The organism is Algorimicrobium algoritergicola (genome assembly GCF_008086165.1).
GTDB lineage: Bacteria > Bacteroidota > Bacteroidia > Flavobacteriales > Flavobacteriaceae > Algorimicrobium > Algorimicrobium algoritergicola.
This window is the reverse complement of record NZ_VSKL01000004.1, coordinates 194,479-221,008: the sequence shown is the minus strand read 5'-3', so window position 1 is coordinate 221,008 and position 26,530 is coordinate 194,479. Positions and strand designations below refer to the sequence as shown.

Annotated in this window: 25 protein-coding genes and 1 other RNA gene; 16 read left to right on the top strand and 10 right to left on the bottom strand. The window is 33.3% G+C overall.

The features are described 5' to 3' along the window. Window positions 1–87: 87 nt before the first annotated feature. From ffs to fsa, 3 genes are all read left to right on the top strand, one after another. An RNA gene (gene ffs, locus ES675_RS11595) (signal recognition particle sRNA small type) lies at window positions 88–186 on the top strand. Window positions 187–330: 144 nt separating this feature from the next. Next, entirely contained in the window at window positions 331–1,134 is an 804-nt protein-coding gene (locus tag ES675_RS11590; RefSeq protein WP_066251543.1) for an SDR family oxidoreductase, read from the top strand. 80 nt (window positions 1,135–1,214) lie between these two features. Beyond that, window positions 1,215–1,868, top strand: coding sequence for a fructose-6-phosphate aldolase (gene fsa / locus ES675_RS11585; RefSeq protein ID WP_066251546.1), 654 nt, complete (start codon window positions 1,215–1,217; stop codon window positions 1,866–1,868). A 72-nt stretch (window positions 1,869–1,940) separates the two neighbouring features. On the opposite strand, the gene ES675_RS11580 is transcribed toward fsa, so the two are convergent. Next, a complete protein-coding gene (locus tag ES675_RS11580; RefSeq protein WP_066251548.1) occupies window positions 1,941–3,377 on the bottom strand; it encodes a TlpA family protein disulfide reductase in 1,437 nt (478 codons plus the stop codon). A 154-nt stretch (window positions 3,378–3,531) separates the two neighbouring features. Here ES675_RS11580 and ES675_RS11575 point away from each other — a divergent pair, with 154 nt between their 5' ends. After that, window positions 3,532–5,157: an ABC-F family ATP-binding cassette domain-containing protein gene (locus ES675_RS11575; protein ID WP_066251551.1), complete on the top strand. Its 1,626-nt coding sequence runs from the start codon at window positions 3,532–3,534 to the stop codon at window positions 5,155–5,157. 142 nt (window positions 5,158–5,299) lie between these two features. Here the strand turns inward: ES675_RS11575 and ES675_RS11570 are convergent, their stop codons facing one another. After that, window positions 5,300–5,536 carry a DUF2007 domain-containing protein gene (locus ES675_RS11570; RefSeq protein WP_066251554.1) on the bottom strand — a complete coding sequence of 79 codons (237 nt, stop codon included), beginning with the start codon at window positions 5,534–5,536 and terminating at the stop codon, window positions 5,300–5,302. Between the two features lie 200 nt (window positions 5,537–5,736). Here ES675_RS11570 and ES675_RS11565 point away from each other — a divergent pair, with 200 nt between their 5' ends. Continuing rightward, window positions 5,737–5,928 (top strand): cold-shock protein, encoded by a 192-nt coding sequence (locus tag ES675_RS11565; protein WP_066251557.1) that lies wholly within the window; start codon window positions 5,737–5,739, stop codon window positions 5,926–5,928. 60 nt (window positions 5,929–5,988) lie between these two features. On the opposite strand, the gene ES675_RS11560 is transcribed toward ES675_RS11565, so the two are convergent. Both ES675_RS11560 and pheT read right to left on the bottom strand, forming a co-directional pair. Further along, window positions 5,989–6,828 (bottom strand): phosphatase PAP2 family protein, encoded by an 840-nt coding sequence (locus ES675_RS11560; RefSeq protein ID WP_066251559.1) that lies wholly within the window; start codon window positions 6,826–6,828, stop codon window positions 5,989–5,991. An 8-nt stretch (window positions 6,829–6,836) separates the two neighbouring features. Then, window positions 6,837–9,263 (bottom strand): phenylalanine--tRNA ligase subunit beta, encoded by a 2,427-nt coding sequence (gene pheT / locus ES675_RS11555; protein ID WP_066251563.1) that lies wholly within the window; start codon window positions 9,261–9,263, stop codon window positions 6,837–6,839. Window positions 9,264–9,507: 244 nt separating this feature from the next. Here pheT and ES675_RS11550 point away from each other — a divergent pair, with 244 nt between their 5' ends. Beyond that, complete coding sequence (locus ES675_RS11550) at window positions 9,508–10,113, top strand: hypothetical protein (protein ID WP_066251566.1); 606 nt, start codon at window positions 9,508–9,510, stop codon at window positions 10,111–10,113. On the opposite strand, the gene ES675_RS11545 is transcribed toward ES675_RS11550, so the two are convergent. Further along, on the bottom strand, window positions 10,103–10,576 hold the full coding sequence (locus ES675_RS11545; RefSeq protein WP_066251569.1) for a tRNA (cytidine(34)-2'-O)-methyltransferase: 474 nt from the start codon (window positions 10,574–10,576) through the stop codon (window positions 10,103–10,105). The two genes, ES675_RS11550 and ES675_RS11545, sit on opposite strands and share 11 nt — an antisense overlap. A gap of 63 nt (window positions 10,577–10,639) precedes the next feature. Next, window positions 10,640–12,793, bottom strand: a complete 2,154-nt coding sequence (recG, locus tag ES675_RS11540) for an ATP-dependent DNA helicase RecG (RefSeq protein WP_066251577.1) — start codon at window positions 12,791–12,793, stop codon at window positions 10,640–10,642. An 81-nt stretch (window positions 12,794–12,874) separates the two neighbouring features. On the opposite strand from recG, the gene ES675_RS11535 reads away from it, so the two are divergent. From ES675_RS11535 to ES675_RS11525, 3 genes are read left to right on the top strand one after another with little or no spacing between them, the layout of a single operon-like run. Beyond that, window positions 12,875–14,878, top strand: coding sequence for a M1 family metallopeptidase (locus ES675_RS11535; RefSeq protein WP_066251580.1), 2,004 nt, complete (start codon window positions 12,875–12,877; stop codon window positions 14,876–14,878). 2 nt (window positions 14,879–14,880) lie between these two features. Beyond that, window positions 14,881–15,807 carry a patatin-like phospholipase family protein gene (locus tag ES675_RS11530; protein WP_066251583.1) on the top strand — a complete coding sequence of 309 codons (927 nt, stop codon included), beginning with the start codon at window positions 14,881–14,883 and terminating at the stop codon, window positions 15,805–15,807. Beyond that, the gene (locus ES675_RS11525) at window positions 15,804–16,697 is read left to right on the top strand and encodes a patatin-like phospholipase family protein (protein WP_066251587.1); all 894 of its coding nucleotides are present in this window, start codon (window positions 15,804–15,806) and stop codon (window positions 16,695–16,697) included. Before ES675_RS11530 ends, ES675_RS11525 begins: the two co-directional genes overlap by 4 nt. A gap of 50 nt (window positions 16,698–16,747) precedes the next feature. Here ES675_RS11525 and ES675_RS11520 read toward each other — a convergent pair whose 3' ends face one another. The 4 genes from ES675_RS11520 to ES675_RS11505 all read right to left on the bottom strand — a co-directional run bounded on the left by ES675_RS11520 (window position 16,748) and on the right by ES675_RS11505 (window position 18,952). Continuing rightward, window positions 16,748–17,128 carry a hypothetical protein gene (locus ES675_RS11520; protein ID WP_066251590.1) on the bottom strand — a complete coding sequence of 127 codons (381 nt, stop codon included), beginning with the start codon at window positions 17,126–17,128 and terminating at the stop codon, window positions 16,748–16,750. A gap of 8 nt (window positions 17,129–17,136) precedes the next feature. Then, window positions 17,137–17,613, bottom strand: a complete 477-nt coding sequence (locus tag ES675_RS11515) for a hypothetical protein (RefSeq protein ID WP_066251593.1) — start codon at window positions 17,611–17,613, stop codon at window positions 17,137–17,139. A gap of 123 nt (window positions 17,614–17,736) precedes the next feature. After that, window positions 17,737–18,390 (bottom strand): hypothetical protein, encoded by a 654-nt coding sequence (locus ES675_RS11510; protein ID WP_066251598.1) that lies wholly within the window; start codon window positions 18,388–18,390, stop codon window positions 17,737–17,739. Between the two features lie 43 nt (window positions 18,391–18,433). Further along, window positions 18,434–18,952: a DUF7935 family protein gene (locus ES675_RS11505; protein ID WP_066251601.1), complete on the bottom strand. Its 519-nt coding sequence runs from the start codon at window positions 18,950–18,952 to the stop codon at window positions 18,434–18,436. Window positions 18,953–19,179: 227 nt separating this feature from the next. Between ES675_RS11505 and ES675_RS11500 the strand changes: the two genes are divergently transcribed. The 7 genes from ES675_RS11500 (at window position 19,180) to ES675_RS11470 (ending at window position 26,515) form a co-directional block, all read left to right on the top strand. Continuing rightward, window positions 19,180–21,072 (top strand): T9SS type A sorting domain-containing protein, encoded by a 1,893-nt coding sequence (locus ES675_RS11500; protein ID WP_066251604.1) that lies wholly within the window; start codon window positions 19,180–19,182, stop codon window positions 21,070–21,072. Window positions 21,073–21,077: 5 nt separating this feature from the next. Beyond that, window positions 21,078–21,878: a prolipoprotein diacylglyceryl transferase gene (locus ES675_RS11495; protein WP_148367460.1), complete on the top strand. Its 801-nt coding sequence runs from the start codon at window positions 21,078–21,080 to the stop codon at window positions 21,876–21,878. Between the two features lie 4 nt (window positions 21,879–21,882). Then, window positions 21,883–22,575, top strand: coding sequence for a putative metal-binding motif-containing protein (locus ES675_RS11490; protein WP_066251611.1), 693 nt, complete (start codon window positions 21,883–21,885; stop codon window positions 22,573–22,575). 454 nt (window positions 22,576–23,029) lie between these two features. Continuing rightward, on the top strand, window positions 23,030–23,884 hold the full coding sequence (locus ES675_RS11485) for a CPBP family glutamic-type intramembrane protease (protein WP_148367458.1): 855 nt from the start codon (window positions 23,030–23,032) through the stop codon (window positions 23,882–23,884). A 401-nt stretch (window positions 23,885–24,285) separates the two neighbouring features. After that, window positions 24,286–25,335, top strand: coding sequence for an LVIVD repeat-containing protein (locus tag ES675_RS11480; protein ID WP_066256386.1), 1,050 nt, complete (start codon window positions 24,286–24,288; stop codon window positions 25,333–25,335). Window positions 25,336–25,401: 66 nt separating this feature from the next. Continuing rightward, window positions 25,402–25,851, top strand: coding sequence for a hypothetical protein (locus tag ES675_RS11475; protein ID WP_066256383.1), 450 nt, complete (start codon window positions 25,402–25,404; stop codon window positions 25,849–25,851). A 16-nt stretch (window positions 25,852–25,867) separates the two neighbouring features. Then, window positions 25,868–26,515: a hypothetical protein gene (locus tag ES675_RS11470; protein ID WP_066256381.1), complete on the top strand. Its 648-nt coding sequence runs from the start codon at window positions 25,868–25,870 to the stop codon at window positions 26,513–26,515. Window positions 26,516–26,530: the final 15 nt, after the last annotated feature.

Here is a 26,530-nt window from a genome sequence, read left to right as displayed (position 1 = left end):
AGTTGTTAGTTATTTGGAGCAAGATATTTATTAAAATTCAGTTTAAAAAATCATTGTGAAAAATTTAAAAGATTGTATCTTTGCAGCGGGCAAGTCCTACACAACCAGCTCCTGTTGAATCCTCCAGGGCGGGAACGCAGCAAAGGTAGATGGTCGTAGCGGTGTGATGTAGGTAGCTTGCCTTTTTTTGTGCCTTTACTTTTCCTTTCACAAATACGAAAGGATTTTTTTATAAATAAGATTTGTAGACTGTTAGTTTGCAAATCTTTTTCTTTTTATAGACTTTTTCAATAATACATTCTTAATTTTACAGGATTAATTTTATTATATATGTCTAAAGTTGTTTTAATAACAGGAGGTTCATCTGGAATTGGGAAGTCGGTAGGAGATTACTTAACGCTTAAAGGATTCACAGTTTTTGGTACAAGTCGTTCACCAGAAAAGTATACGACTAGTAATTTTCCTATTCTAGGTTTAGATGTTAACAAATCTTATACGATTATTGATACCGTAAATCGCGTTATTGAAAAAGCAGGTCGGTTAGATGTTGTGATTAATAATGCAGGTGTTGGAATTACTGGACCTATTGAGGAAATTCCCGAAGAAGAAATCCGAAATAATTTTGAGACCAATTTTTTTGGTCCTATTAATGTTATCAAAGCCGTTTTGCCACAAATGCGTAAGCAACAATCCGGTTTAATTATTAACGTAACCTCAATTGCGGGTTATATGGGATTGCCATATCGCGGCGTTTATTCAGCGAGTAAAGGTGCTCTAGAACTGATTACAGAAGCATTCCGCATGGAAATAAAGGCATTTAATATTCAGATGACCAATGTAGCACCAGGCGATTTTGCAACCAATATAGCATCTGGTCGTTATCATGCACCTGTTTTAGAAGGTTCACCGTATAAAGGGCCTTATGGGAATACTTTGAGATTAATGGATACGCATGTAGATACTGGCAAAGATCCTTTAGAGATGGCGAAGGCAATTCATAAAATAATCAATACGCCAAATCCTAAAGTTCATTATAAAGTAGGGGAGTTTATGCAAAAATTTTCGATTGTTTTAAAGCGAATTCTGCCAGATAAAGTTTATGAAAAACTCCTAATGAATCATTATAAATTGTAATTTTACAATCCTAAATAAAGGGAACACACACAACTATATATTAATATATCTGCAAACGCAGAATAGACAAACTTTTACTTATGAAATTTTTTATTGATACAGCTAATTTAGATCAGATTCGTGAAGCACAAGATTTAGGTGTTTTGGATGGTGTAACTACCAATCCGTCATTAATGGCTAAAGAAGGCATTACAGGTCATGACAATATTATGAAGCATTATGTTGACATTTGCAAGATTGTAGATGGTGATGTTAGTGCCGAAGTTATTGCAACGGATTATGATGGTATGGTTCGCGAAGGCGAAGCATTGGCAGAATTACATGAGCAAATTGTGGTGAAATTACCAATGATTAAGGACGGCATAAAAGCCTGTAAGTATTTTTCAGATAAAGGGATCAAAACCAATGTAACATTAGTATTTTCAGCTGGTCAAGCCTTATTAGCAGCCAAAGCAGGAGCCACCTATGTGTCGCCTTTTATTGGTCGTTTGGATGATATTTCAACAGATGGTTTAAACCTGATTTCTGAAATTCGTCACATTTATGACAACTATGATTTTGATACTGAAATATTAGCGGCATCTGTTCGTCATACCATGCATATTATTGATTGTGCAAAATTAGGAGCTGATGTTATGACTGGTCCATTAAGTGCTATTGAAGGGTTGCTAAAACACCCTTTAACCGATATTGGATTAGCGAAATTTTTAGAGGATTTCAAAAAAGGAAATTAGACTGAAGAATTTATAAAATAAAAAAGCCTTAACATGATAGTTAAGGCTTTTTTTATGCTGTGTTTTTATAGGTTATTGATTAAGCAATCCCAGTAATTCTTCTTCAAACATAATGGAAAACATATTGGTATGTGCATTGACAACCTTGCCATTCTTATCTATAATCATCACTTTATTTATTGGCGAAATAGCTAATTTGTGTTTGGCTATTTCAGGCTCTTTAAATATAAACTCGTCAAATTTTGAATAATTATATTGAGAAAGCTGTTTTTTCCAATTAGGTAGATTAGTAGCGGTTGCATTAATAGCTATAAAATCGACTTCAGGATACTTTATTTTTAATTCAGTAGCTTTTCTGTGGCTATCGCTATGAGAACGATATACTGAAGACCAAAAATAAATAACCGTTGGCCTTTTAATTATTTTATCTAAAATTAATTCTTTGCTATTATAATTTAGAACTGTAACTTCTGGTAAGCGTTGACCTGCTTTCAATCCTTTTAATGAATTAACCATATTTGTTACATAATGGTCGTTCTTTTCATTCGTGTTTTTGGCGGAGAATGAATGCAATACTTTATCATAGTCATCTGTGTTTTTACTATTGCTCATAAACTCCACAGCGGTTTGTGCTAATAATGAATTCTTAATGGAATCATTAACCATTAAACTATCAATTAAATTCATTTTAATAAGGTTGTAGTCTAAAGATTTCAAATTAAAAATGCTATCCTCTGATGTTTTGAAATGTTCAGATAATGCTAGATTTTCAAAATGATGTTTAAGGAAGGAGTAGTAAGGGAAGTAATCCATTAACTCACAATAATTGTAATTAATATCCTTTCTATAATCATAAAAGTCTTCAGGAAGTTCATTAAAATTGGCACGTTCTGTATTGCCATAATTTACAAATGGATAAACTTCCTTGCTTAAATAGTAATCGTAATTAATATTACCTTTTATTAAATTGTTAAAGGTGTCAGATGATGGGTTTTTCGCATTAAACTGCTTCAATCGCCGTAGTTTATGGTCTCGTATAGAATCCAAACGACGTTCAAATTCCATTGGAGTTAATTGGCTAAAACCTAATATGGTTTTGTCTTCTGCTTCACCATCTAAAAAAAGATTAATTAAGTAATTGTTCTTTTTTGCACCATTTCCGGTGTACACTAAAGATTCATCAAACTCCAATGTGTTGAGTCTAAAAAGAATACTGTCATTAGGTTCCAATAAAACCATTTGATATTCTAATCCTTCAGAAGCCCATAAGCGAAAGGTATAAAGCCCTTTTTCAACATTTTCTATTTTGTACAGAAACCGATTGTTTTCATCTAACCGAATGGTATCCAATATCTTTTCAGATTTGGATAAGATTACAAAACTATTTTTAGGGTTTACAACTTCGCCACCAAAATATGCAGCACCTTCATCAGCTTTAGTATCTTTTTTACAAGATATTAAAGCAAAGGTAGATACAACTAAAGCGCAAATAAGTTTAAATTCCCTCATAGATATATTATCGAATAGATTGTGGACTTAATTCACAAATGTAAAAGTTGTACCTGTCACATGCTGTTAACACGTTGTTAAATATTAATATAGTTGGATTTGTTTCGACTTATGAAGGCTTTTTAGTACTTTTGCAAAAATTAAAAAGTTATACATGTTATCAGTTTCAAATTTATCAGTTCAATTTGGCAAGCGCGTCCTTTTTGACGAAGTGAGTACCACATTTAATAATGGTAATTGCTACGGGATTATAGGGGCCAATGGAGCAGGAAAGTCTACGTTTTTAAAAATTATTTCTGGAAAGCAGGATCCAACTTCTGGACGTGTGCATTTAGAACCAGGTAAGCGTATGTCTGTTTTAGAGCAGGATCACAACCTTCATGATGAAGATACGGTTTTGGAAACTGTAATTCAGGGGAATAAGCCACTTCATAAATTGAAATCTCAAATAGATGCACTTTATGCGGATTATACAGATGAAAATGCCGAAAAAATTGGCGAGCTTCAGGTGTTATTTGAAGAAATGAACGGTTGGAATGCGGATAGTGATGCAGCTGCCATGCTATCTAACCTAGGGATTTCAGAAGAGCACCATTATACGCTAATGAAGGATTTGGATGGTAAGCAAAAAGTGCGGGTGCTTTTAGCGCAAGCTTTATTTGGAAACCCAGATGTGCTTATTATGGATGAGCCTACTAACGACTTGGATTATGAAACCATTTCGTGGTTAGAAAACTTTTTAGCTAATTATGAAAATTGTGTCATTGTTGTATCTCACGATAGACACTTTTTAGATGCTGTTTGTACCCATATTTCTGATATTGATTTTGGAAAAATAAATCACTTTTCTGGAAATTATACGTTTTGGTATGAATCGTCTCAATTAGCAGCCAGACAACATGCACAGCAGAATAAAAAAGCTGAAGAAAAAAAGAAAGAATTAGAAGAATTTATACGTCGTTTTTCTGCCAACGTAGCGAAGAGCAAACAAGCTACTAGTAGAAAGAAAATGATTGATAAACTAGATATATCTGAAATTAGAAGAACCAGTCGTCGTTATCCTGCCATTATTTTTGAGCGTGAACGTGAAGCTGGAGATCAAATTTTAAATGTTCAAGGACTTGCAGCATCTATTGATGGTGACGTACTTTTTAGTAATATCGATTTGAATTTAAACAAAGGAGATAAAGTGGTATTGTACTCTAAAGATTCCAGAGCTACAACGGCATTTTATCAAATTTTAAATGGAAAAGATCAAGCTGATGCCGGAAAATTTGATTGGGGAATTACAACAACCCAATCCTATTTGCCTTTAGATAACAGTTCGTTTTTTGAGAATAATTTAACCTTGGTTGATTGGTTACGTCAATGGGCTAAAACGGAAGAAGAACGCGAGGAAGTTCATATTCGTGGTTTCCTTGGAAAAATGATTTTTAGTGGTGAAGAAGCGTTGAAAAAATCCAATGTATTATCTGGAGGTGAAAAAGTACGTTGTATGTTAAGTCGCATGATGATGATGCGTGCCAATGTATTACAGTTAGATGAACCAACAAACCACTTGGATTTAGAAAGTATTACAGCCTTTAATAATTCGCTTAAAAACTTTAAAGGAACGGTGTTATTTTCAACCCATGATCATGAATTTGCACAAACGGTTGCTAACCGTGTTGTGGAATTGACACCTACAGGTGTTATTGACAGATATACAACTTTTGATGAGTATATGCAGGATCCTAAAATTAAGGAAATGCGTCAAAAAATGTATTCCGTTACAGTTTAACTTTAAAAGGTTGCCCATAAAGTATTTAAATCTGTCACATTGAGCGTAGTCGAAATGATTAAAATTCAAAAATTGAATTGTTTTCGACTGCGCTCAAACGGACTTAGATAAATTTTTGAAAAATTCGGAAAGTGATTTGTTTTTAATGTGCGCCAAGTTCAGAGGTTACACTATCCACAACAGGAATAGCTTCAGAGAGTTCTTCAATATTCACATAAATATCTTGCGATCCTGAAATAGAAGCGCCAAAACCAGCTAATCTACCAGATTCACTTTCATCTTTAACGATTGCGGAAATACCAATAGCATCCAGTTTATCAACAATTAATTGGGCAATAATAAAACTGCCAGTGTAAATTTTTTTATAGTCAGAATCCATATTTTCGATGTCTTAATTAAGACTCATTAATATACGAAATAACCGTATCCTTGCCTACTTTTTGAGTGAAATTAAACCATAAAAAAGTAGCTTTTTTCTTCAGTTTTGGTTTTGTGATTATAAAAAAATGTTCTAAAAAGTTCAGAACATCCGTTTATATAATTATATTTGTGTATTATTAAAATTTTTAAACTATTACAATGAGTAAAGGAACAGTAAAATTCTTCAACGATTCTAAAGGATTTGGATTTATCGTAGAAGATGACACAAACAAAGAACATTTTGTTCACATTTCTGGATTAATCGACGAAGTTCGTGAAGGTGATGCAGTAGAATTCGATTTAGAAGAAGGAAGAAAAGGACTTAATGCAATAAACGTTAAAGTAATATAATTTATATTTAACTTATTGACCGAAAAAAAAAGCCTCGAATTATTCGAGGCTTTTTTATGTTTAAAAAACACCTATTACACCTAGTTGATTTCCAGAAAGCGTTAAATTCCAGCTAATATGTTGATTTTTCTTATAAGTATAAGCATTTGTCTTGGATAAGAATTTGTCTATACTATCAACCACTACAACACTTAAAATTGTTCCTATGGCAACATCTGTTAACCAATGTGCACCTTCAACTAAACGGGTAATTGGCGTTATGGAACCTAAAGAGTAAATACCGACTTTAACCCAAATATTATCAAATTGTTTAGCCAATGAATGGGCAAGAGTAACTGATAAAACGGTATGTCCAGATGGAAACGAATGGAAATTAGCTTCATTGGAAAAAGGCTTAAAATCGTTATAATCAAATCCTGAATTTGGTCTGGCACGACCAAAAACGGTTTTGCTAACGCTTTGAATAGTTCCTGCCGTTATAGCTGATGATATGATTAGAACACTAGTTTTTCTAACAGCCTCATTTTTAGTAAACAGACCAAAACCATATAGTCCTGCATTTAATAGAAAGAAGGTTTGCGGTTTACCCAATTTAAATCCGAAATCTCGCCCTATTTGTGGGTAAGTATCAACTTGGCTGGTTGTAAATCTATTAATTTCTTCATCAGCTAAGGATAATGCAAACACACCAACAGCAAGTGTTGTTAGCTTTCTAAAGTCCGTTTCGTTCCAGTGGGCAGGTCTACTAAAAGCATATCCAATACCTTGAGCTGTTTTTTTTGAATCGTATTTTAATAATTCCCAAAAAGTTGTGTCCCTTTCACGCTCTAAGCCAAAGTTGTTTTGAGCGCAAAGTGAAAAGCTAAATAAGCTTATTATAATATATAATAGAGACTTCAATTTGAATTTTATCGCAATTCAGCACCTAGCTGATTTTCAAAACTCGCTTGTAGTTTGCTCATAATCTTATCAATTTGTTTATCTGTCAAGGTTTTATTCGCATCTTGAAAGGTGAAACTTACCGCATAACTCTTTTTGCCAGCGGGTAAATTACTTCCTTGGTATACATCAAAAAGGTTGATGCTTTTTAATAAGTGTTTTTCAGACTGTTTGGCAATGGTGTGAATACTTTCAAAAGAAACTGAATGGTCTATAAGTAAAGCAAAATCCCGACGAATTTCTGGATATTTTGAAATGGCGCTATATGAAACACGGTTGTATTTGGCGGTTTCAATCACATCATCCCAATTAAAATCGGCAAATAAAACAGGTTTTGAAATATCAAAATGCTTCAAGATAGATTTTTTAACCAATCCGAATTCTACCAACTTCGTTTTACCAAAGGATAGCATCATACCTTCGCTAAAAACAGCAGATTTTACTGGAGACGCTTTTAGTTTCGTTATGCCTAATCGTGCAAAAATAGTTTCAATCGTTCCTTTTAAATAGAAGAAGTCACTTGGTTTGCTTTCTGTATTCCAACGATTTTCATAACGATCTCCTGTAATCAGAATTGATAAATGTTTAAATTCCTCACGACTGTCTGTGTAGCTATGGTACGTTTTTCCAAATTCAAATAGTTTTAAATCCTCACGACGACGATTTAAATTATGTCGTAAACTTTCTAGTCCAGAAAACAACATAGACTGCCTTAAAACACTTAAATCTATGCTTAATGGGTTTAGCATTTCTACATTGTGCTCTGCTTTTAAATCAGCATGTAATGGCACATAGTCTGGGGATGTTAACGAGTTGGTTAAAGTTTCATAGAAACCTTGTGAAACCAATTGGTTGCCAATAATGTTTTGGAGTTTATAGTCTTCAAATTTTCCGGTATTGGAAATAGAAGCGTTTAATTTCTCCGTTGTTTTTATATTGTTATAGCCGTAAACACGTAGAACTTCTTCTATAATATCAGCTTCACGTTGCACATCATTTCTGTATGCAGGAACCGTTAAGCCTAGTCCTGTTTCGGTTACATTATTAATTCTAATATCTAAAGACATTAGAATACGTTTAATGATATCTTTTGGAATTTCTTCTCCAATTAGTTTTTTAGCATTATCAAAACTTAAGCGTACTTGAAAATCTTCAAACTTATTTGGGTAAAAATCAATAATTTCGCTTGATACTAGACCGCCTGCTATTTCTGTAATTAAAATGGCAGCACGTTTTAAAGCGTATTCTGTAATATTTGGATCAATACCACGTTCAAAACGGAAAGACGCATCAGTATTTAAATTGTGGCGTTTGGCTGTTTTTCGAACACTTACAGGATTAAAATACGCACTTTCTAAAAATATACTCGTTGTATTTTCAGTTACTCCAGAATCTATTCCGCCAAAAACACCTGCAATACACATGGGTTTTTCTGCGTTACAAATCATTAAATCTTCTTCATGAAGTTCACGTTCAACACCGTCTAACGTGATGAATTTGGTGCCTTGTGGAAGTGTTTTAACTTCTATTTTATTGCCTGTTATTTTGTTAGCATCAAAAGCGTGTAAGGGCTGGCCTAATTCATGAAGCACATAATTAGTAGCATCAACAATGTTGTTTTTAGGTGTCAGACCTATGGCTTTTAAACGGTTTTGTAGCCATGCTGGCGAATCCGTTACCTTTATGTTTGATATGGTTAAACCACAATAACGCGGTGCTAAATTTTTATTTATCACATCAACATCAATCCGTAATGCTCTGTTTTCCACTTGAAATGCACTGACCGAAGGTGTAATAAGTTCTGTATTAATTTCTTTTTGTGTGAAACCAGCACGTAAATCTCGCGCCACGCCATAATGACTCATAGCGTCTGAACGATTAGGTGTTAAGCCAATTTCAAAAACTTGGTCATTTTCAATGTTGAATATATCGGCCGCTCGTGACCCAACTTTGATTTTAGAATCTAAAACCATGATGCCGTCATGACCTTTTCCTAAACCTAGTTCATCTTCAGCGCAAATCATTCCGTGACTTTCCTCACCACGAATTTTACCTTTTTTTATCGTCCATGCTTCGCCTTCTGCTGTATAAAGTGTTGTTCCAATCGTGGCTACAGGTACTTTCTGTCCAGCAGCAACGTTAGGTGCACCACAAACTATTTGCAAAGGTGCATCTGTACCAATGGAAACAGTGGTTACTTTTAGTCGATCTGCATTTGGGTGTTGTACACAAGTTAATACTTCGCCAACTACAATGCCTTCCAATCCGCCTTTTACAGATTGATATGCGTTTAAGCCTTCTACTTCAAGACCTAAATCGGTTAAAAGTTCACTAATTTGCTCTGGATTCCAATCCGTTTTTATGAATTGTTTAAGCCAGTTATAAGAAATCTTCATGAATCATGGGTTAATTAAGTTTGCAAAGATAAAATATTGGCATGAGCATTCAAACAATGGTTGTAAAAATGTGGATTTAAATGCGATTGAAAATATCGCGTGTTCCAATTGTGTTTAATACAAATTTCTCTTGATGAATTTTAAAGGCTTTTAGTTTGAGCTGAAAAATTAGTTTTTATCTTGTTTATTGATGTGTTTTTACTTTTTTTGACACAGTGAAGTTTTAACTAGAAAATCAATTTCCATGAAAAAAGCGATATATCTACTATTTTTTATTTCAATATATTCATTTGGACAAGATAATTCGACTAATTCTTTAAAGGACACGAATAAAAATAGTGGTTTTTTTAATATTACTAAAGTAAGTTTCTCTGCTATTACAGGATTAAAACAAGAACGTTTTATTGAAGGGGTTGGGAATATTTTTTCTGATTTAGATGCCGCAGGTGCTCATGCCTGGAGTGTTCAGACGATAAATGGATATTTTGTTTCCTGCTATTTTTCGCTTGGATTAGGTGTTGGTATTGATGGGTATAATAGGCCTAATTTTAAAACACTCCCCTTATTTCTAGACCTAAGGGGGTATTTTTCAGATGCCGAAGATTCAACCTATTTCTACTTGGATATAGGTCCAAATTTAAGTTTTGGAGGTGCTGATTCTGATTTTAAAAAAGGAATTGCGTTTAATTTCGGTGTTGGTTATAAATTTAAGGTTGGAAACAGATTATTCCTGGTTTCGGATATTTTCTACTCGCATAAAACCGTGAGTTTAACCAATGAAGGCATTGGAACTTCTGATGATATTATTAAAGTAAATGGTGTCGGTTTAAGTCTTGGGTTTATCTTTTAATGGAATTTAAAATTTGAATCTGTCTAATCCCTTCGTAAACCACGATACTTACAGCGTTTGCTAAATTTAAACTTCTTACATGGTTGCTATATAATGGGATTTTAAATAATTTGTTTTCATGTTTTTGTAAAAGTGCTTTGGGTAAACCAACCGATTCTTTACCAAATACCAGAAACATATTGTCTTCAAAAGAAATATCCCAATGGTTCTTTTCGCCATGACTAGATAGAAATACCATGTTAGCGTCTTTGTTTTTACTGAAAAATTCCTCTAAATTCTCATAATAGTGTAGATTTAAATGTTGCCAATAGTCTAACCCGGCGCGTTTCAATCGTGCATCTGTAATTTCAAAACCAAAAGGTTTTACCAAATGAAGATTGGATCCAGAAGCCAATGCTAATCGGCCAATATTTCCGGTGTTATTAGGTATTTCGGGTTCTATAAGTACAATGTTTAATGCCATTTTTTAATTTTAAATATTAGATTGTTTTTATAAAAGCCGTTTTTTGAGCGTTTGCGTATAAAATTATGAAATATAATTCCAGATGTTCTTGTATTTGCTCATTTGCTGATAGGTATGTAAAATAGCTTTATTATTGGGTTTGGATAGGCTAGGGTCTGTGTTTAAAATCTGTTTGGCATAAAAACGAGCCGTTTTTAAAATATCACCATCCTTAATAATATCTGCTATTCTTAAATTTAGAATACCACTTTGTTGTTTTCCCATAATATCACCAGGTCCACGTAGTTTTAAGTCGACTTCTGCTATATCAAAGCCGTCATTGGTCCTCGTCATAGTCTCCAAACGCGTTTTACTGTCGCTGCTTAATTTGTGGCTCGTCATGAGGATGCAATAGCTTTGTTCCGCACCACGACCAACACGACCACGTAATTGGTGTAATTGCGAAAGCCCGAAACGTTCAGCACTTTCAATAATCATCACAGAAGCATTTGGAACGTTTACACCCACTTCTATAACGGTTGTGGCAACCATAATTTGGGTTTCGCCTTTTATAAAGCGTTGCATCTCGAAATCTTTATCGGCAGCTTTCATTTTACCATGAACAATAGAAATTTGATATTTTGGCATAGGAAAATCTCGTGAAATACTTTCGTAGCCATCCATTAAATCTTTATAATCCATTTTTTCGCTCTCTTGAATCAATGGATAAACGATATAAATTTGTCGCCCTTTTTCAATTTCATCACGTATAAAACGGAAAACGTCTAATCTGTTTTTATCATACCGATGCACCGTTTTTATAGCTTGTCTTCCTGGTGGTAATTCATCAATAACAGAGATATCCAAATCACCATAAACAGACATGGCTAAAGTACGTGGAATAGGTGTGGCTGTCATGACCAAAATGTGTGGTGGGATTATAGCTCCTTTTGCCTCATTATTTTGGACGGATTCAGGTAGGCTTATTTTTGGTCCTTTGTGCCATAATTTACTGCGTTGTTCTACGCCAAAACGATGTTGCTCATCTATAATTGCGAGCCCTAAATTTTGAAATTTCACCTTGTCTTCTAATAGGGCATGTGTGCCAACTAGGATCTGTAATTCGCCATTTTCTAACGCTTTATGAATTTCTCTTCGTTCTGAAGTTTTACTTGAACCTGTGAGCAGTTTTATGCTGATATTTAATTGATTACACCATTCGGATAATCCGTTATAGTGTTGTACTGACAAAATAGCAGTAGGAGCTATTAAGCACGCTTGAAAACCGTTGTCAAGTGCCATGAGCATTGACATGAAGGCGACTATAGTTTTTCCAGAACCCACATCTCCTTGTAAAAGCCGGTTCATTTGCGCATGGCTTCCTAAATCTTGACGGATTTCTTTTAAAACGCGCTTCTGTGCATTGGTTAATTCAAAGGGTAAATGTGAATTGTAAAAGGTGTTAAAATTGCTTCCGACTTTTTCAAAAGGAAGCCCTTTTATTTTCGATTTATGAATGAGGTTTTTTAAAATTAATTGCAGTTGAATATAGAATAATTCTTCAAATTTTAACCGGTATTGAGCACGTGCTAAAAGGTCTTGATTTTTTGGAAAATGGATGTTAAAAAGCGCCTCACTTTTGGAGATTAATTTCTGACTTTCTAAAAGTTCTGGAGATAAGGTTTCAACAAATCTGCCTTTGGTTTCAACAAACAATTGTTGCATAATTTTGTTCACCACACGATTCGTGATTCCCTTATTGTTCAATTTTTCAGTTGATGGATAAATGGGTTGCATGGCCGAACGTAAACTAGCTTCATGTTCTGCTAAAAGTTCCATTTCTGGATGTGGCACACTGAATTTACCACTATAAAAATTTGTTTTCCCAAAAATGACATAAGGTGTTTGGAGTTTTAAGCTATCGCGAATCCATTTTTGCCCACGAAACCAAACCAATTCCATGGTTCCCGTGTCGTCTTGAAAGGTGGCGACTAATCGTTTGCCGCGTTTTTGAGCGATTTCTTCAAACTTTATCAGTTTTCCTATAACTTGAACTTCTGCATTGTTTTGCTGTAATTCGTTTATTTTAAAGTATTTCGTTCGGTCTAAATACCGATTCGGGAATAAGTTTATTAAATCTTGATAGGTATGAATACCGAGTTCCTTCCGAAGTAAATCGGCACGATTAGGACCAACGCCTTTCAGGTAATCGATGGGAGTTTGTAAATGGGTATTCATAAAAGCGAATTTAAGTCATTTCAATCAATTCATAAAATGCAATTTTTTGTATTTTGGAGCAGTCTTTGCTTAAATTACACTATGAAATATTTATTTGCCCTACTTGGTTTCTTATTCAGCAGCATTGCTTTTTCGCAACAAACAGATTATGTGGATTTTAAACAGATTCAAGCGTATGTTGTGCCAGATGATTCCACTAAAAGTATTTCGGGAAACCTCACTATTGTTTTTGATATTTTAAAATCTGCTGACTCTATTTTTTTAGATTCACAAAACATGACGTTTTCTAAAGTTTTATTGAATGGAAATAAAATCACGTTTAAAAATGATGGTAAAAGACTCATTCTATTTAATTCTTTTAAACCTTCGCTAGAAAACAAAATAATGTTTCAATATACTGCTGTTCCTAAAAAGGCATTGTATTTTGTTGGTTGGGATACCAATGCGCCTAATCAAATTTGGAGTCAAGGACAAGGGAAATACACCAGTAATTGGTTGCCGAGTATAGATGATATGAATGATAAATTGGAATTCGATATAACCGTTGAATTCGATTCAAACTATCAGGTTATTGCAAACGGGAAACTAATTGATAAACAGGTTTTAGGTGCTAATACAATTTGGAGTTATAATATGAAACAGCCCATGGCTAGCTATTTAGTGGCTTTAGCTATTGGTAATTATGATAAAAGTGAAGACATATCGGAAAGCGGAATTCCGTTAGAGATGTATTATTATCCAGAAGATTCATTAAAAGCGGAACCAACCTACAGGTATACTACGCAGATGTTTAATTTTCTAGAAACTGAAATTGGTGTTTCATATCCATGGCAAAATTATAAGCAAGTTCCTGTTCATGATTTTTTGTATTCAGGTATGGAAAATACGGGAACTACTATTTTTGCAGATTCGTTTGTAATAGATTCTATTGCGTTTAACGACAGAAATTATGTGAATGTAAATGCGCACGAGTTAGCACATCAATGGTTTGGTAATTTGGTAACAGAAACGTCTGGAACACATCATTGGTTGCAAGAAGGTTTTGCTACGTATTATGCGCTATTAGCGGAACAGGACGTTTTTGGTAAAAATTATTATTATATGCGTTTGTATGAATATGCGCAGGAATTATTAGAGCAAGATAGTCGCAAGGAAGGGACTTCTTTATTAAACCCGAAATCGAGTAGTGCCACATTTTATAAAAAAGGTGCTTGGGTTTTGCATGCTTTGCGTGAAAAAATAGGCGATGACGCGTTTAAAACAGCCGTAAAAAACTATTTAGAAATCTATCAATTTAAAAACGTAGAAACAACCAACTTTATTCATGAAGCTGAAAAGACAAGTGGGCAAAATCTGGATGCTTTTGTTGCTGTTTGGTTTGAGGCCGAAACATTTCCTTATAATGAAGCGTTGGCAAGTTTGGAGCAATCGCAGTTCATTCAAGAATATCTGATGGCAGATTGCGAAGCTAAAAACGCCAAATGCGATTATTACTTGTCAGCACCATTATCTGCTGAAGCGAAAGCTAAAATTGTTGCCCAAGTACCAGAACGGATAACTGCTAATGTTTTTGATGATGGTTTAAAAGTGCGTCAAGCCATCGCAAAAAACCTTACAAAAATACCGTTAGGATTAAAAACAAATTATGAATCTTTATTAACTGATAAATCTTACATTACGATAGAATCTGCGCTGTATAATTTATGGGTGAATTTTCCAGAAAAGCGTGTAGACTATTTAAATCAGACAAAAGCAATTGTTGGGTTTAATGATAAAAATGTGCGATTGTTGTGGTTGGTTTTAGCATTATCAACACCAGAATATGACGATGCAAATAAGCAATTGTATTTTGATGAATTGGCATCCTATACATCTGCAGATTATGGTTTTGAGGTTCGTCAAGGTGCTTTTTCATATTTAAATGCATTACAGGTATTTACAGAACGGGCTATTTTAAATTTAATTGATGCATCACATCATTATAATTGGCGATTTAAATCGTTTGCTAAAAATTTATTAGAAGTCTTATCCAACACAGAAAAATACGACGATATTATTCAACGTTTAACTATGAAAAATCAATAAATATGCGTGCTTTAGTCATTTCAGGAGGAGGAAGTAAAGGTGCGTTTGCAGGAGGTGTGGCGCAATATTTAATTGAAGAAAAAGGGCATGAGTATGATTTGCTTATCGGGACATCCACAGGGAGTTTACTCGTATCCCATTTGGGATTAAAAAATGCGGAGAAAATAAAGCAGGTTTACACCAATGTGAATCAGAATGCTATTTTTAATCGTCGTCCATTTACCATCAAAAAGAAAAAAGGGGTTGAAACTATTGGTATTAATCACTTTAATGTCCTTCGGAATTTATTTCGAGGCAGTAAAACATTTGGCGAAAGTCATAATTTAAAAAAGCTGATTCAGAATACGCTTTCAGAAAGTGAATTTGGCGTTTTAAAAGCCTCAAAAACGGATGTGGTGGTAACGGTTTCAAATTTATCTTTAAACCAGGTGGAATATAAATCAATTAACGATTTTAGCTATGAGGAATATTGCGAATGGATCTGGATTTCGTGTAATTATACGCCTTTTATGACGCTAGTTAAAAAGGATGGCTGTGAATATGCGGATGGTGGATTGGGTTCCATGGTTCCTATTGAAGAAGCTATTAGACGTGGTGCCACAACGGTTGATGCTATTATATTGCAAACGGAAGTGACCTCTTTTAATAGAATGCCATCCATTAACGCATTTTCACTACTAACTAATATGTTTGCGTTTATGTTGGATAGAATTGAAAGTCAGAATGTGCGGATAGGGAAGTTTGTTGCTAATAATCAAAATGCGATAATTAATTTTTATTATACACCAACGGTTTTAACAACCAATTCGTTAGTTTTTGATAAGGAGAAAATGACTAAATGGTGGCAAAGTGGTTTCGATTTTGCCAAATATAAAAACACAGAAACAAGCCCGTTAGAAATAGAAACTGAAACGATACCAGAGCAATGAAAGCATTAGTCATATCAGGAGGAGGAAGTAAAGGTGCTTATGCTGGAGGTGTAGCACAATATTTAATGGAGAAAGAGGGTAAAACCTACGATATGTTTTTAGGAACATCTACAGGGAGTTTATTAATTCCACATTTAGCGGTTAATAATATTCCAAAACTGTATGATATGTATACCAATGTGCAACAACATGATATTTTTAGTGTTAGTCCATTTGTGCAACGTAAAAAAGGAGATCGCGAATATGTGTCTATTGATTTTGTAAATTCAATATGGCAATTTATTCGAAGAAAACGAACCTTTGGGGAGAGTAAAGCCTTAAGGCGCCATATTAAACGGAATTTCACGAAAGAAGAATACCTAAAAATTCGAGCAGAAAATAAGGACGTTGTTGCTACTGTTTCAAATTTGTCTAAAAATTCAGTCGAGTATAAGTCGATTAAAGATTGTACCTATGATGAGTTCTGTAATTGGATTTGGATTTCATGCAACTATATTCCGTTTATGTCCATTGCAAAAGTTAATGGGTTTGAATATGCAGATGGTGGTTTGGGCTGTGTAGTGCCAATCCGTGAAGCCATAAATAGAGGTGCCACGGAAGTGGATGCCATTATATTAGAAGCGGAAAATATTGAGCATCAAAAAGTACTTGGGAAAAATCCGTTTTCATTAATGATTAACCTATTTGGACATTTATTAAATCAGGTAGAACGAAATGATATTATAATTGGCAAATTGGCTGCAAAAAATAGAGGTGTTAAACTCAATTTATATTACACACCATCAAGCTTAACAGAGAATTCGTTGATATTTAGTAAACGACTAATGACCGCATGGTGGCAGCAAGGCTATGAGTATGCAGAGAAAAGGCATACAAAAAATAAGGAATAGGCGATTAGGTATTAATACTTAATGACTGGCAACCCAATCCTGTTTTTTGACTATATACCTTGCTGGTCTAATTCTATTTGAGAACTCTTTTTAACGTTATTGGTTGCGTATTTATAAATCATAATCAATGATAATATGATGTTTACAATCCAAATGGTTAAACCGACAAACAGTATTTGTTTTGCGTGATTATTAAACTCCGTGAATTCGTTAAATTCTGAAAGTAAAGCTCCTAAAAAATACAGGTTGGCTAAAAAGAAAAGAATTCCAAGCGCTATTCCTGAAATTCTGTTTTTAAAAATAATTTGAAGTATTAAGATTCCCACGATGGCAATAAAAATGGGATTCATGGTAAATGGTGGCGAATAACCAGCCAAAACAGCTAATATGATTAAGTAGTATTCTGGTAATTTAAAAAATGCTGCTTTCATTTTTCTAGTTAAACCTTTTGTAAGCCCAAATTTTTCTCAAAATTGTTTCGCAGTCTATTTCTTGAATATATGCCAAACGCGTAATATAAAATGCCTACTAAAATAAAGAACAAGCCAATAAATAAGAAACGGGAATTGCCTGTATTCAATCCAGTTGCTATTATGAGAATTATTCCAAATAATACAGAAAGGATAGGGCCAACGGACAACATGGTATTTGGTTTCATGTTTAAATTTAACACCGTTCCTTTTCCTGACTTTAAGATTTCGCCTTTTAAATAAGCTGACTTCCTTTTAAAATTCGGTACGTACCAGGCTATAACCGACCATTTATCATAAGCAGAAAATTCATTTTGATTGGTAAAATTTCCAACAAATGTAGACGTACTTTGATTAAAAAGTTCTTCTATTTTTTGTTTTAAATTATCAACCTTCAAGCTTGAAGTGTAATTTATTTTTTTAGTGTTTAGTAATTTGTCAATCATTTTCTGTTAGTTTGATATTGCAATTTAAGCGATAATAATGTAAATATGATTTCGAATGAACTTATTTTTCCAGTTTCAAAAGAAAGGTCTTTTATAACCGTTAATTACATGTTTATATTGCAGTTATAAACTATTACCAAAATTATTTTTATTTCTTTTCGGTTTTCCCATTAATGATTTCATTGTATAGCCAAATCCCATGCCTCCAATAGTCCATATTGGCACTCCAATTAAAACACTCCATAAAGTAATTTTTTCTCCTTGGATTAAGTGGAGAATAAAAGTCATAAATACAAACATAAATAGTCCCCAACTTAAACCTTGTTTAATCCACCCATTTCCTTCAAAAGGATTAGGTTGATTAGTTAAATCAAGATTAATAAATCTTTTAGGTTGCTTTTCCAGCCATTTATTTTTTAACTTTTTTTGGAACCAATTCCAGATTGGGTACGTTATGGCTAAAATTATATAGGTAAATATATTAGTTAAACAAGGAATAATTTGATTACACTTCGGACAGAATAAACCGAACCAATTTTTAAAAGCCGTTCCATTTGTTGTTGACCAAGTTCTCGCATCGTGAATAGTTTCACAATGTGGACAAGGAATAAATAATCTCTCGTATTTTGGTTTATCAGTAGTTTTGTCAATTAACGTTATTTTAGGAACTCTTTGCCCCAAAAATAATTCGTTAATTACAAGACCTGGGTTTATAATCCAATGTAAATGCATCCAATTTTTCCAAGTATAAGCTTTAAATTTTTCGTCAAAATTCATTTCTATTTTTCAAATTTTTTAGATCACCTAACATAATTAAAACCTACCACATTTCGCCAACTTCTTGTTTAATAAATGATAAAGCGGCATCACTAGGCGCACGCTTTTCCATCATTTCCGTCAGGACTACTTCGCGTAGTTTATTAGCAGTATCTGTTTTTTCTAACAACGCGGCTTTTCTAATAAGTTGCATGGTTGCATTTTTGGCAGCTGTAATAATATTCCAGCAATCGTCCGTCAAATATATTTGCTGGGATAGGTTGTGTTCAAATTCTTGCTCTATACTTTGAATTAATAAAGACTCGTAATCTTCCTTATTAGCAGAAAGTGGGGCTACACGAATCAGTAATTTTGAAGGCGTAATACGTTCTAGAAAAAGTGCCATACGCTCATAAGCCTGCAAACGAATAGGCATGCTGTTTGTTTGCATGTCTTTATGCAGTAAAAACCGGCGTCTGCCGTCTTCATTCTTTGTATGTTCTTTAAAAAAGTAATAAGCAATTAATCCAGTAATAATTGCTGGAATTGTAAACATTAATAGGTTTATTATTTGTCCTTCCATGGTTCTGATTTATGAGAACACAAACATAAGTCGTTTTTTATTATAGCACAAATATTCACTTCGTAGAATGAAAGCTAACGTTCCTTGGATGGAAAGGCTACTTCCTTTCATAGGGATTTGTAGTCTTTGTATTACAGCTTATTTTGCATGAGCTATTAATCGATAAACCCCAAAATCGTCAGTAGAAATTCATTTTTTTTGCTGGCGATTTTTTCAACCTACTTATCATGAAAATAAAATTACTTTTTCTTGCATTAATTTGCAATCTATATTTCATTAAGGCTCAAAATATTAATATTCCAAATTTTGATTTTGCCACCGATTTAAATGGTTGGACGCTAACTGGAAATAACGTTAGTATGTCTAACTCTAACACATCCTATACAAGTGGTGTTTTGGCATTAGAGAATGCCACTTTTAATGAGGAGCCATTTGTAATTCAATCATCATTATTTCCATTATTCGCAAATGAAAACTATGTTTTCTTTACAGAATACGGTTATTATTATTTTGATGCTATGATGGGTGCAAGTCAAATGGGGACTTTGTCTAGTGTGGTTTTAAAAAACGCCTCAGGTGCTGTAGTGCAAACGTTTAATTTAGATTGCACTGCGTATTTTGGAGGTCCTGGACAAATGGATTTTTGCGAAAGCTCTCCTTTTTTAATCGATACAACAGGAAATTATTATTTAGAATTATCCGGAACAATAGGAAATTTAGATTCTAACAATTACGATACGACCTATAACTTTGGATCAATTAACTTATATAAAGATAATTCGCCACATGGCATATATGGAAAGGTAAGTTATGATGATAACGCAGATAACTGTGCCACTTCAACATATACGCCGGAAAATATTCAAGTTAAAAGCACGGCTTCTACTAGTGGTAATGTATATTTTTCTAATACAAATACTTTAGGTAATTATGGGTTTCTTTTTGATGAAGCAGGAACTGTTACAACTGAAATTTCCAATGCCGTAATAACATCTAATCCTGCTAATTATTCTAATACATTCACTACAAGTCAAGCGGTTTCAAATCAGGATTTTTGTATTACATCCAACCTTTCAGGCGCAGATGTAGAAGTTGTAATTGTGCCAACTACAGATGCAAGACCAGGATTTAATAGTGGATATAGTATCGTTTATACTAATAATGGAGACACTGCAGCTTCAGGCTCTGTTGATTTGTCTTTTGATAATACTACAGTAAATCATTTATCTTCAGCTCCAATTGAAGATACTTCCACCTCAAACTCATTGTCTTGGAATTATTCAAATTTATTGCCATTTGAAACTAGAGTTATTCATGTATTCTTTAATATTAATACACCTCCAACAGTAACTAATGGAGATGTATTATTGTTTGATGCGGCTATAAGTCCAAGCAGTGATGCAAATTCAGCAAATAACACGTTTATTTTACAACAAATAACAATTGGATCCTATGATCCTAACGACGCCGTTGTATTACAAGGACCATTAATTTCAGCCTCGCAAGCTTTAGATGATTTATACTTTAGAATTCGTTTTCAGAATACAGGTACAGCTTCTGCCATCAATATTAATGTAAACACGGTTTTAGATGCAGATATAGATTGGTCTACGTTTATGCCAATTTATGCATCGCATAGTTATGTTACGTCTATAAATGGGGATCAAGTAAATTTTAAATTTGATAATATTAATCTAGCAGATAGTACTTCAGATGAACCTAACAGTCATGGTTTTGTGGTTTTTAAAGCTAAAACTGTATCTGGTTTTGTAATTGGAGATATTGTAGAATGTTCAGCAGATATTTATTTCGATTATAATTTACCGATTATAACAAATACGGCAACGACACAAATAGATGCAACGCTTTCTTTGGAAGATGCTAATAACATTGAAAACTCAATTGATATATACCCCAATCCCGTAAATAATCAATTTACAATTTCTATTAAAAATGAAGCACATTATAGTTTAATCACTTTAAACGGTCAAGTTATTAAACAAGGGAAACTTCAATCAGGTGCAAATTCTTTAAATATTTCAAACCTATCCAACGGATTATACTTTTTACAAGTAGAAACTAGGCAAGGTATTTCAACCAAAAAAATAATTAAACAATAGTTTCGATGTTTACAGAACTTTTTAGCTTTTCACTACCCGATTTTCTATCACGTATTCTTGGAATACAGGAAATCACTATATACTCTTATGCGGCCTTAATTGCACTAGGAACATTGGTGGCTGCAATTTATACAAGATGGCGTGCAAAAAAGGAATTGGGAATCAACAATCTATCAAACACATTTTTCTATTGCATTTTTATTGCTGGTTTTGTGGGAGGTAAACTATTTTATTACCTACAAGACCCATTGCTATATCTTCAAAATCCAAGCTTAATGTCTGATAACTTTTCAGGCGGCTTTGTGTTTTATGGTTCATTTGTCGTAATCATCCCTTATATCATCTGGTATTTAAAAAGGCATAAAATACCAGTTTTGCCCATGCTAGATATTTTTGCAATAACAACAACTATTGTACATGCTATTGGACGACTAGGCTGTTTTGCGGCAGGATGTTGCTATGGTTCTCCAACAGAAAGTGGATTCGGATTGGTTTTTCCAACAGCACAAAATATGGCAGTTCACCCAACGCAATTGTATGAGAGCAGTATGATATTTACTATTATGTTAATACTGTTACTTGTTAAAAAGCATCAACAATTTAAAGGTCAGGTATTCCTAATCTATTTAATGTTATATGCTTTTGGAAGAGGAATTTTAGAGCTTTTTCGAGGCGATGAACGCGGCTATATTATAGATAACTTACTATCTCATTCCCAATTCATAGCGCTTTGCCTTATTTCTGTATCCGCTTATTTCTATTATAAATTCTATAAACAAATTAATATTAACACACTTAATACTTAACATTATGAAAAAACGATTTTTAAAAACAATTTTACCTGGTCTACTATTAGTAACAGCAGTATTTATAATAGGTTCAGGATGTGGGGATGGTATAAGTAGTCCACCTCAAGATTTCCAAAATTATTGGCCAGACATAGATCAAGATGGCTATGGCGATGCATCTGAATCTCCTACTTCTTACGCAACTAGTTACGTTCCTGCAAATTACGTCATGGATAACACCGATTGTAATGACAACGATGCAACTGTATATCCAGGAGCAACAGAAATTCTTGATAATGGAGTTGATGAGGATTGTAATGGTTACATATCTATCACTTTATTTGTAGATGCAGATGGAGATGGTTTTGGGAAAGAAACAGAAGTTTTAGAATTACTGGTAGATGAAAGTATACCTAGCGGATATTCATATTATGCAGGAGACTGTAATGATGATGATGCAGCTATAAATCCATTAGCCGATGAAATTGTAGGTAATGGAATAGACGATAACTGTGATGGAGATATAGACATCGTAGAATATTACACAGACGAAGATGGCGATGGTTATGGAGCAGGTAGTGCTTTGCCTCCACCAGCAGCAGGTGTAAATAATAATTTAGATTGTGATGATACTAATGCTAATATTCACCCATATACTAGAGAATTCTTAAATGATGGGATAGACAGTAATTGTGATGGTGAAGATAATACCTAGAAAATAGCACAAACTAGACTTTGAAACCTTTAAAACTCCATATCACAATTTATTTACTATTGATATGGAGTTTTTCTATTGCCCAATAAATTACCAATTATTTTATAGGTACTGGTTTACCAAGCAACAACATGAACAGAATCTGTGATTATAAGATGATTACAAAACTCTTATTCCATAAGCGAATAAAATTAAAAGTAATGGAATAGACAATAGTCGAAATGAAGGTACAGACATCTATGAAATTTATGAAAATGCAATAGGTGATGATACTAATACAAACTTATGCAATTGAAGTAAAAAACGGTATGGATAATACTTGTAATATCATGATAGATGAAAATTTATAAAACTAATAATTTTTTAAATCTATTTAAGAATGAAAACCATAGTAAAATATATAAGAACACATCTAAAAGAAGATTATAAGACCTCTACATACCTGATTTTTATATTGTTTTTAAGTGTTTTTATCTCTATAAATCATGTTACAGATTTTGCTGTAAATTTTTTAAGTCATACTATAAATACGCCATTACTTGTAGTGTCTTATTTTTTATTTTTTGGATTTGCTTATTACGCTACAATAGCAATAATAGTTTTTACAAAATCAGATTATAGCTTTATAAAATCGCGTGGTTTTTGGTTTACTAGCATATTTGCTATTCTTTTAGTGAGTTTACGATTAGGATTTTTAGAACACTACAAATGGATTTATGAAAATATTGCACCTGAAAAAGCTTTTTTTTATATTAAAATTGCTACAAGAGCAATGCGTACCATTATATTTTCCTTCGGAATTTTATTTTTCTATTATTTTTTTGAAAAATATAACACCAATTTTTATGGTTTTTCAACGAAAAATTTAAGTGGGAAACCATATTTTTTACTCTTGCTATTTGTAATTCCTGTTATTATTTTTGCATCATTTCAACCTAGTTTTTTAAATCAATATCCTTCAATTGGTTATACAGGTAACACCATAAATAAGATGAATGCTTTAGCTATTTATGAACCTGCATATTTATTAGATTTTATTTCTATAGAATGGTTTTTTAGAGGATTTCTTGTTTTAAGTATGGTTAAAATTTTGGGCTCAAAGTCTATTTTACCTATGGTAGCATTATATGTTTTTTTTCATGTTGGAAAACCTACTGGAGAGATTATAGGCTCAATATTTGGCGGTTATCTTTTAGGGATTATTTCTTTGCACAGTAAATCTATTATTGGCGGAATTATTATTCATATAGGAGTCGCATTTTTAATGGATTTTATGGCAATTATTCAAAAATTTGATATTTATTTTTAAAATTTATTTTCGTTAAATACAAAGGACAGTTCCTTGCAACAAATGCACGTTTGTTTAAATAGCTATTGTTTTTCGCTAATACAAAAACGATGTTTGTTTAACTAAACAGTAAAAAAAAATATTTTAAAAACCTTACTCTTTACCTTAATTTTTGTAGCAAAAAGAGTATTGAAAATCAGGAAAAATCTAGGTAATATGTTCTAATGGAGATATTCATCCCTAGGAACTTGAAATTGAGGATGGTATTGATAATGATTGCGATGGTATTATAGATGAACTATTTAAAAAATTCATCTGTAAAAATTCATTAAAATCGGATGATTATAGTCTAACAGTTTTCAAATTATAGTATAAGGGAAAACATGTTATAAATTGAAACTAATTATTTTAAAATAAAATACATGAAAATTACTATCAAAGCTAAAACATTACTAACTGTTACAGTTTTACTCACGCTGGTACTCGGTTGTAGCGATAATAGCTCCTCAAGTCCTTCGGGAAGTACAATTACGCCACAATATGCGTATATAACGGATGGTAACGATTTAAAAATTATAAATGTTGCAACGCCTACAGCACCCGTTTTTGCGAGCAGTATTTCAGTAAACACATCCTATTTTGTAAGTGTATCGCCCAATGTTGCCTATGTAGCACAGTACGATGCTACGGCGCCTTATTTAAGTTTAATAGATATTAGTATTGCAACAGCTCCAGCGGTTTCGCTTACAATTCCAAAGGACAATTCGCTTGCTTTTAGTTTGTTAAGCGATATGTACACAGTAAATAATGTGGGGTATATAACCGATATTTTTCGGGGATTGCATGTATTAGATTTAGCTAATTTCAACTTTAGTTCTCAAGTTAATTTGGGAGGAGCTGCCATGAGTCTCACAAACGTGCAAAACGAACTATTTGTAATAGATCAGGCCAGTGGTTTGCATGGTTATAATGTTACAAATCCAGGTATTCCAACAGCCACTGGAACTTTAAATAATACAGATATTGATGTGGCTTTTTACAGCGACTCACCTTTTGGCCACTACCATAGCTGGGTTGAAACGGATGGCGTTCATCTTTTTGTAGCAAATACAATTGATAAAAAAATAAAGCAATTTGATGCGGCCACATTAATATTAATTAATGAAGTGTCTTTAGAAGGTTATCCAACGGCCTTTGCTATTCATAATGGTCATGCTTTTGTAACCATGAAAGCTAGTACTAATGCCCCTTTACAAAACAGTTACGATGGAGTTAGAATGTATGATCTAGCAACCTTATCATTGGTAGATTTGAAATCTCTGAATAAAACTAGCGGCGTGGCCTTACACGATAATCATGCCTATGTAACGGATGGTGATGGACTGCATATTTATGATATATCTGGAAATAACTTTGTATTGCAAGCCAGTTTAGCCAGTGGTTTTGGTAATTTTATAACGCTCGGACAATAATTGACACACGATATTAAATAACAATAACTTAAAAATAACTCAAAAATAACTCAAAAATTAAAATTTATGAAAACAATAATCAAATCTCTATGCCTACTAGTTTTTGCATTAGCAATTTTTAACTGTGATAATGACGATGGCGACCCACTTACATCACCAAATGAGAATGTTTGTAACTATCAGGGCTTAACAGCGCTTATAAATAATACACAAACATTAATTCCTGAAGCTGAATTACAAACAGATTATTTCCCTAACAATGATGGTCCAGGTATACCGGTTGTAGAAGTTTTTTACACCACCGATCCTGGTACAACTTTTATCGTAACGAGAGCGCTTACTTTAGGCGCTGTAGATTCTAATCCAGAAATTCGAATAGACGGTGCGGATTATGCAGGAGTTATTACTTGCCAAAGAGCAGGAAGTGCCGTTGGAGATGAGTTAAGGTTCGATATTCTTTTGGATAATGGCTTTGAAGCAGAATTATGTGTCATAATTGATGATGTAACGCCATAAAACAGTATTTAAAATTATGAAAAACTTAAAAACACTTTTAGTTTTATTGATATTCACAGTTTTTAGTTGTGATAATAATGATGATTTGCAGACGGATCCTATAACGCCCACAGAAGGTTTTACGCATAACAACGTATTTTACCCAACGCCAAATGCGTATTTTGAAATAGATGATGGAGATGTGGATAACAATGGAATGCCAGATAGTTACAGCTTTTTCTTCTCCAATGGAAGAATGTTTGATAATGATGCGAATGTAAATAGCTCTTCTGGCGATTATCTATTTTCTTTAAATACCACAAATTGGGTGTATTTAAATGTCCAAGTATCGGATAATCCGTCTTTGGATGCGGCTGGACCACTTCCAGGAAACACGTATGTGGTGTCTAGTATTACAGATACCGTAATAATTGAAAATGCACAAATTGATGCCTTATCGCCAGTTTATATTACTAGTAATGTTGAATTTGGAATGGGAAATGAAAATGTGGGTGTTTTTAATTTTCCAGGAACACAAGGACCAAGCATTACAATAAATGCTATTAATATTGATAATAATAATCCTACCGAAAGTACTGTAAATGCAGATTATGTTTTTCTGAATCAGAATGGAGAAACCATAGTAGGGCATTACGAAGGAACTTTTGGTGTAATTTTAGATTAGTTAATATAATAAATT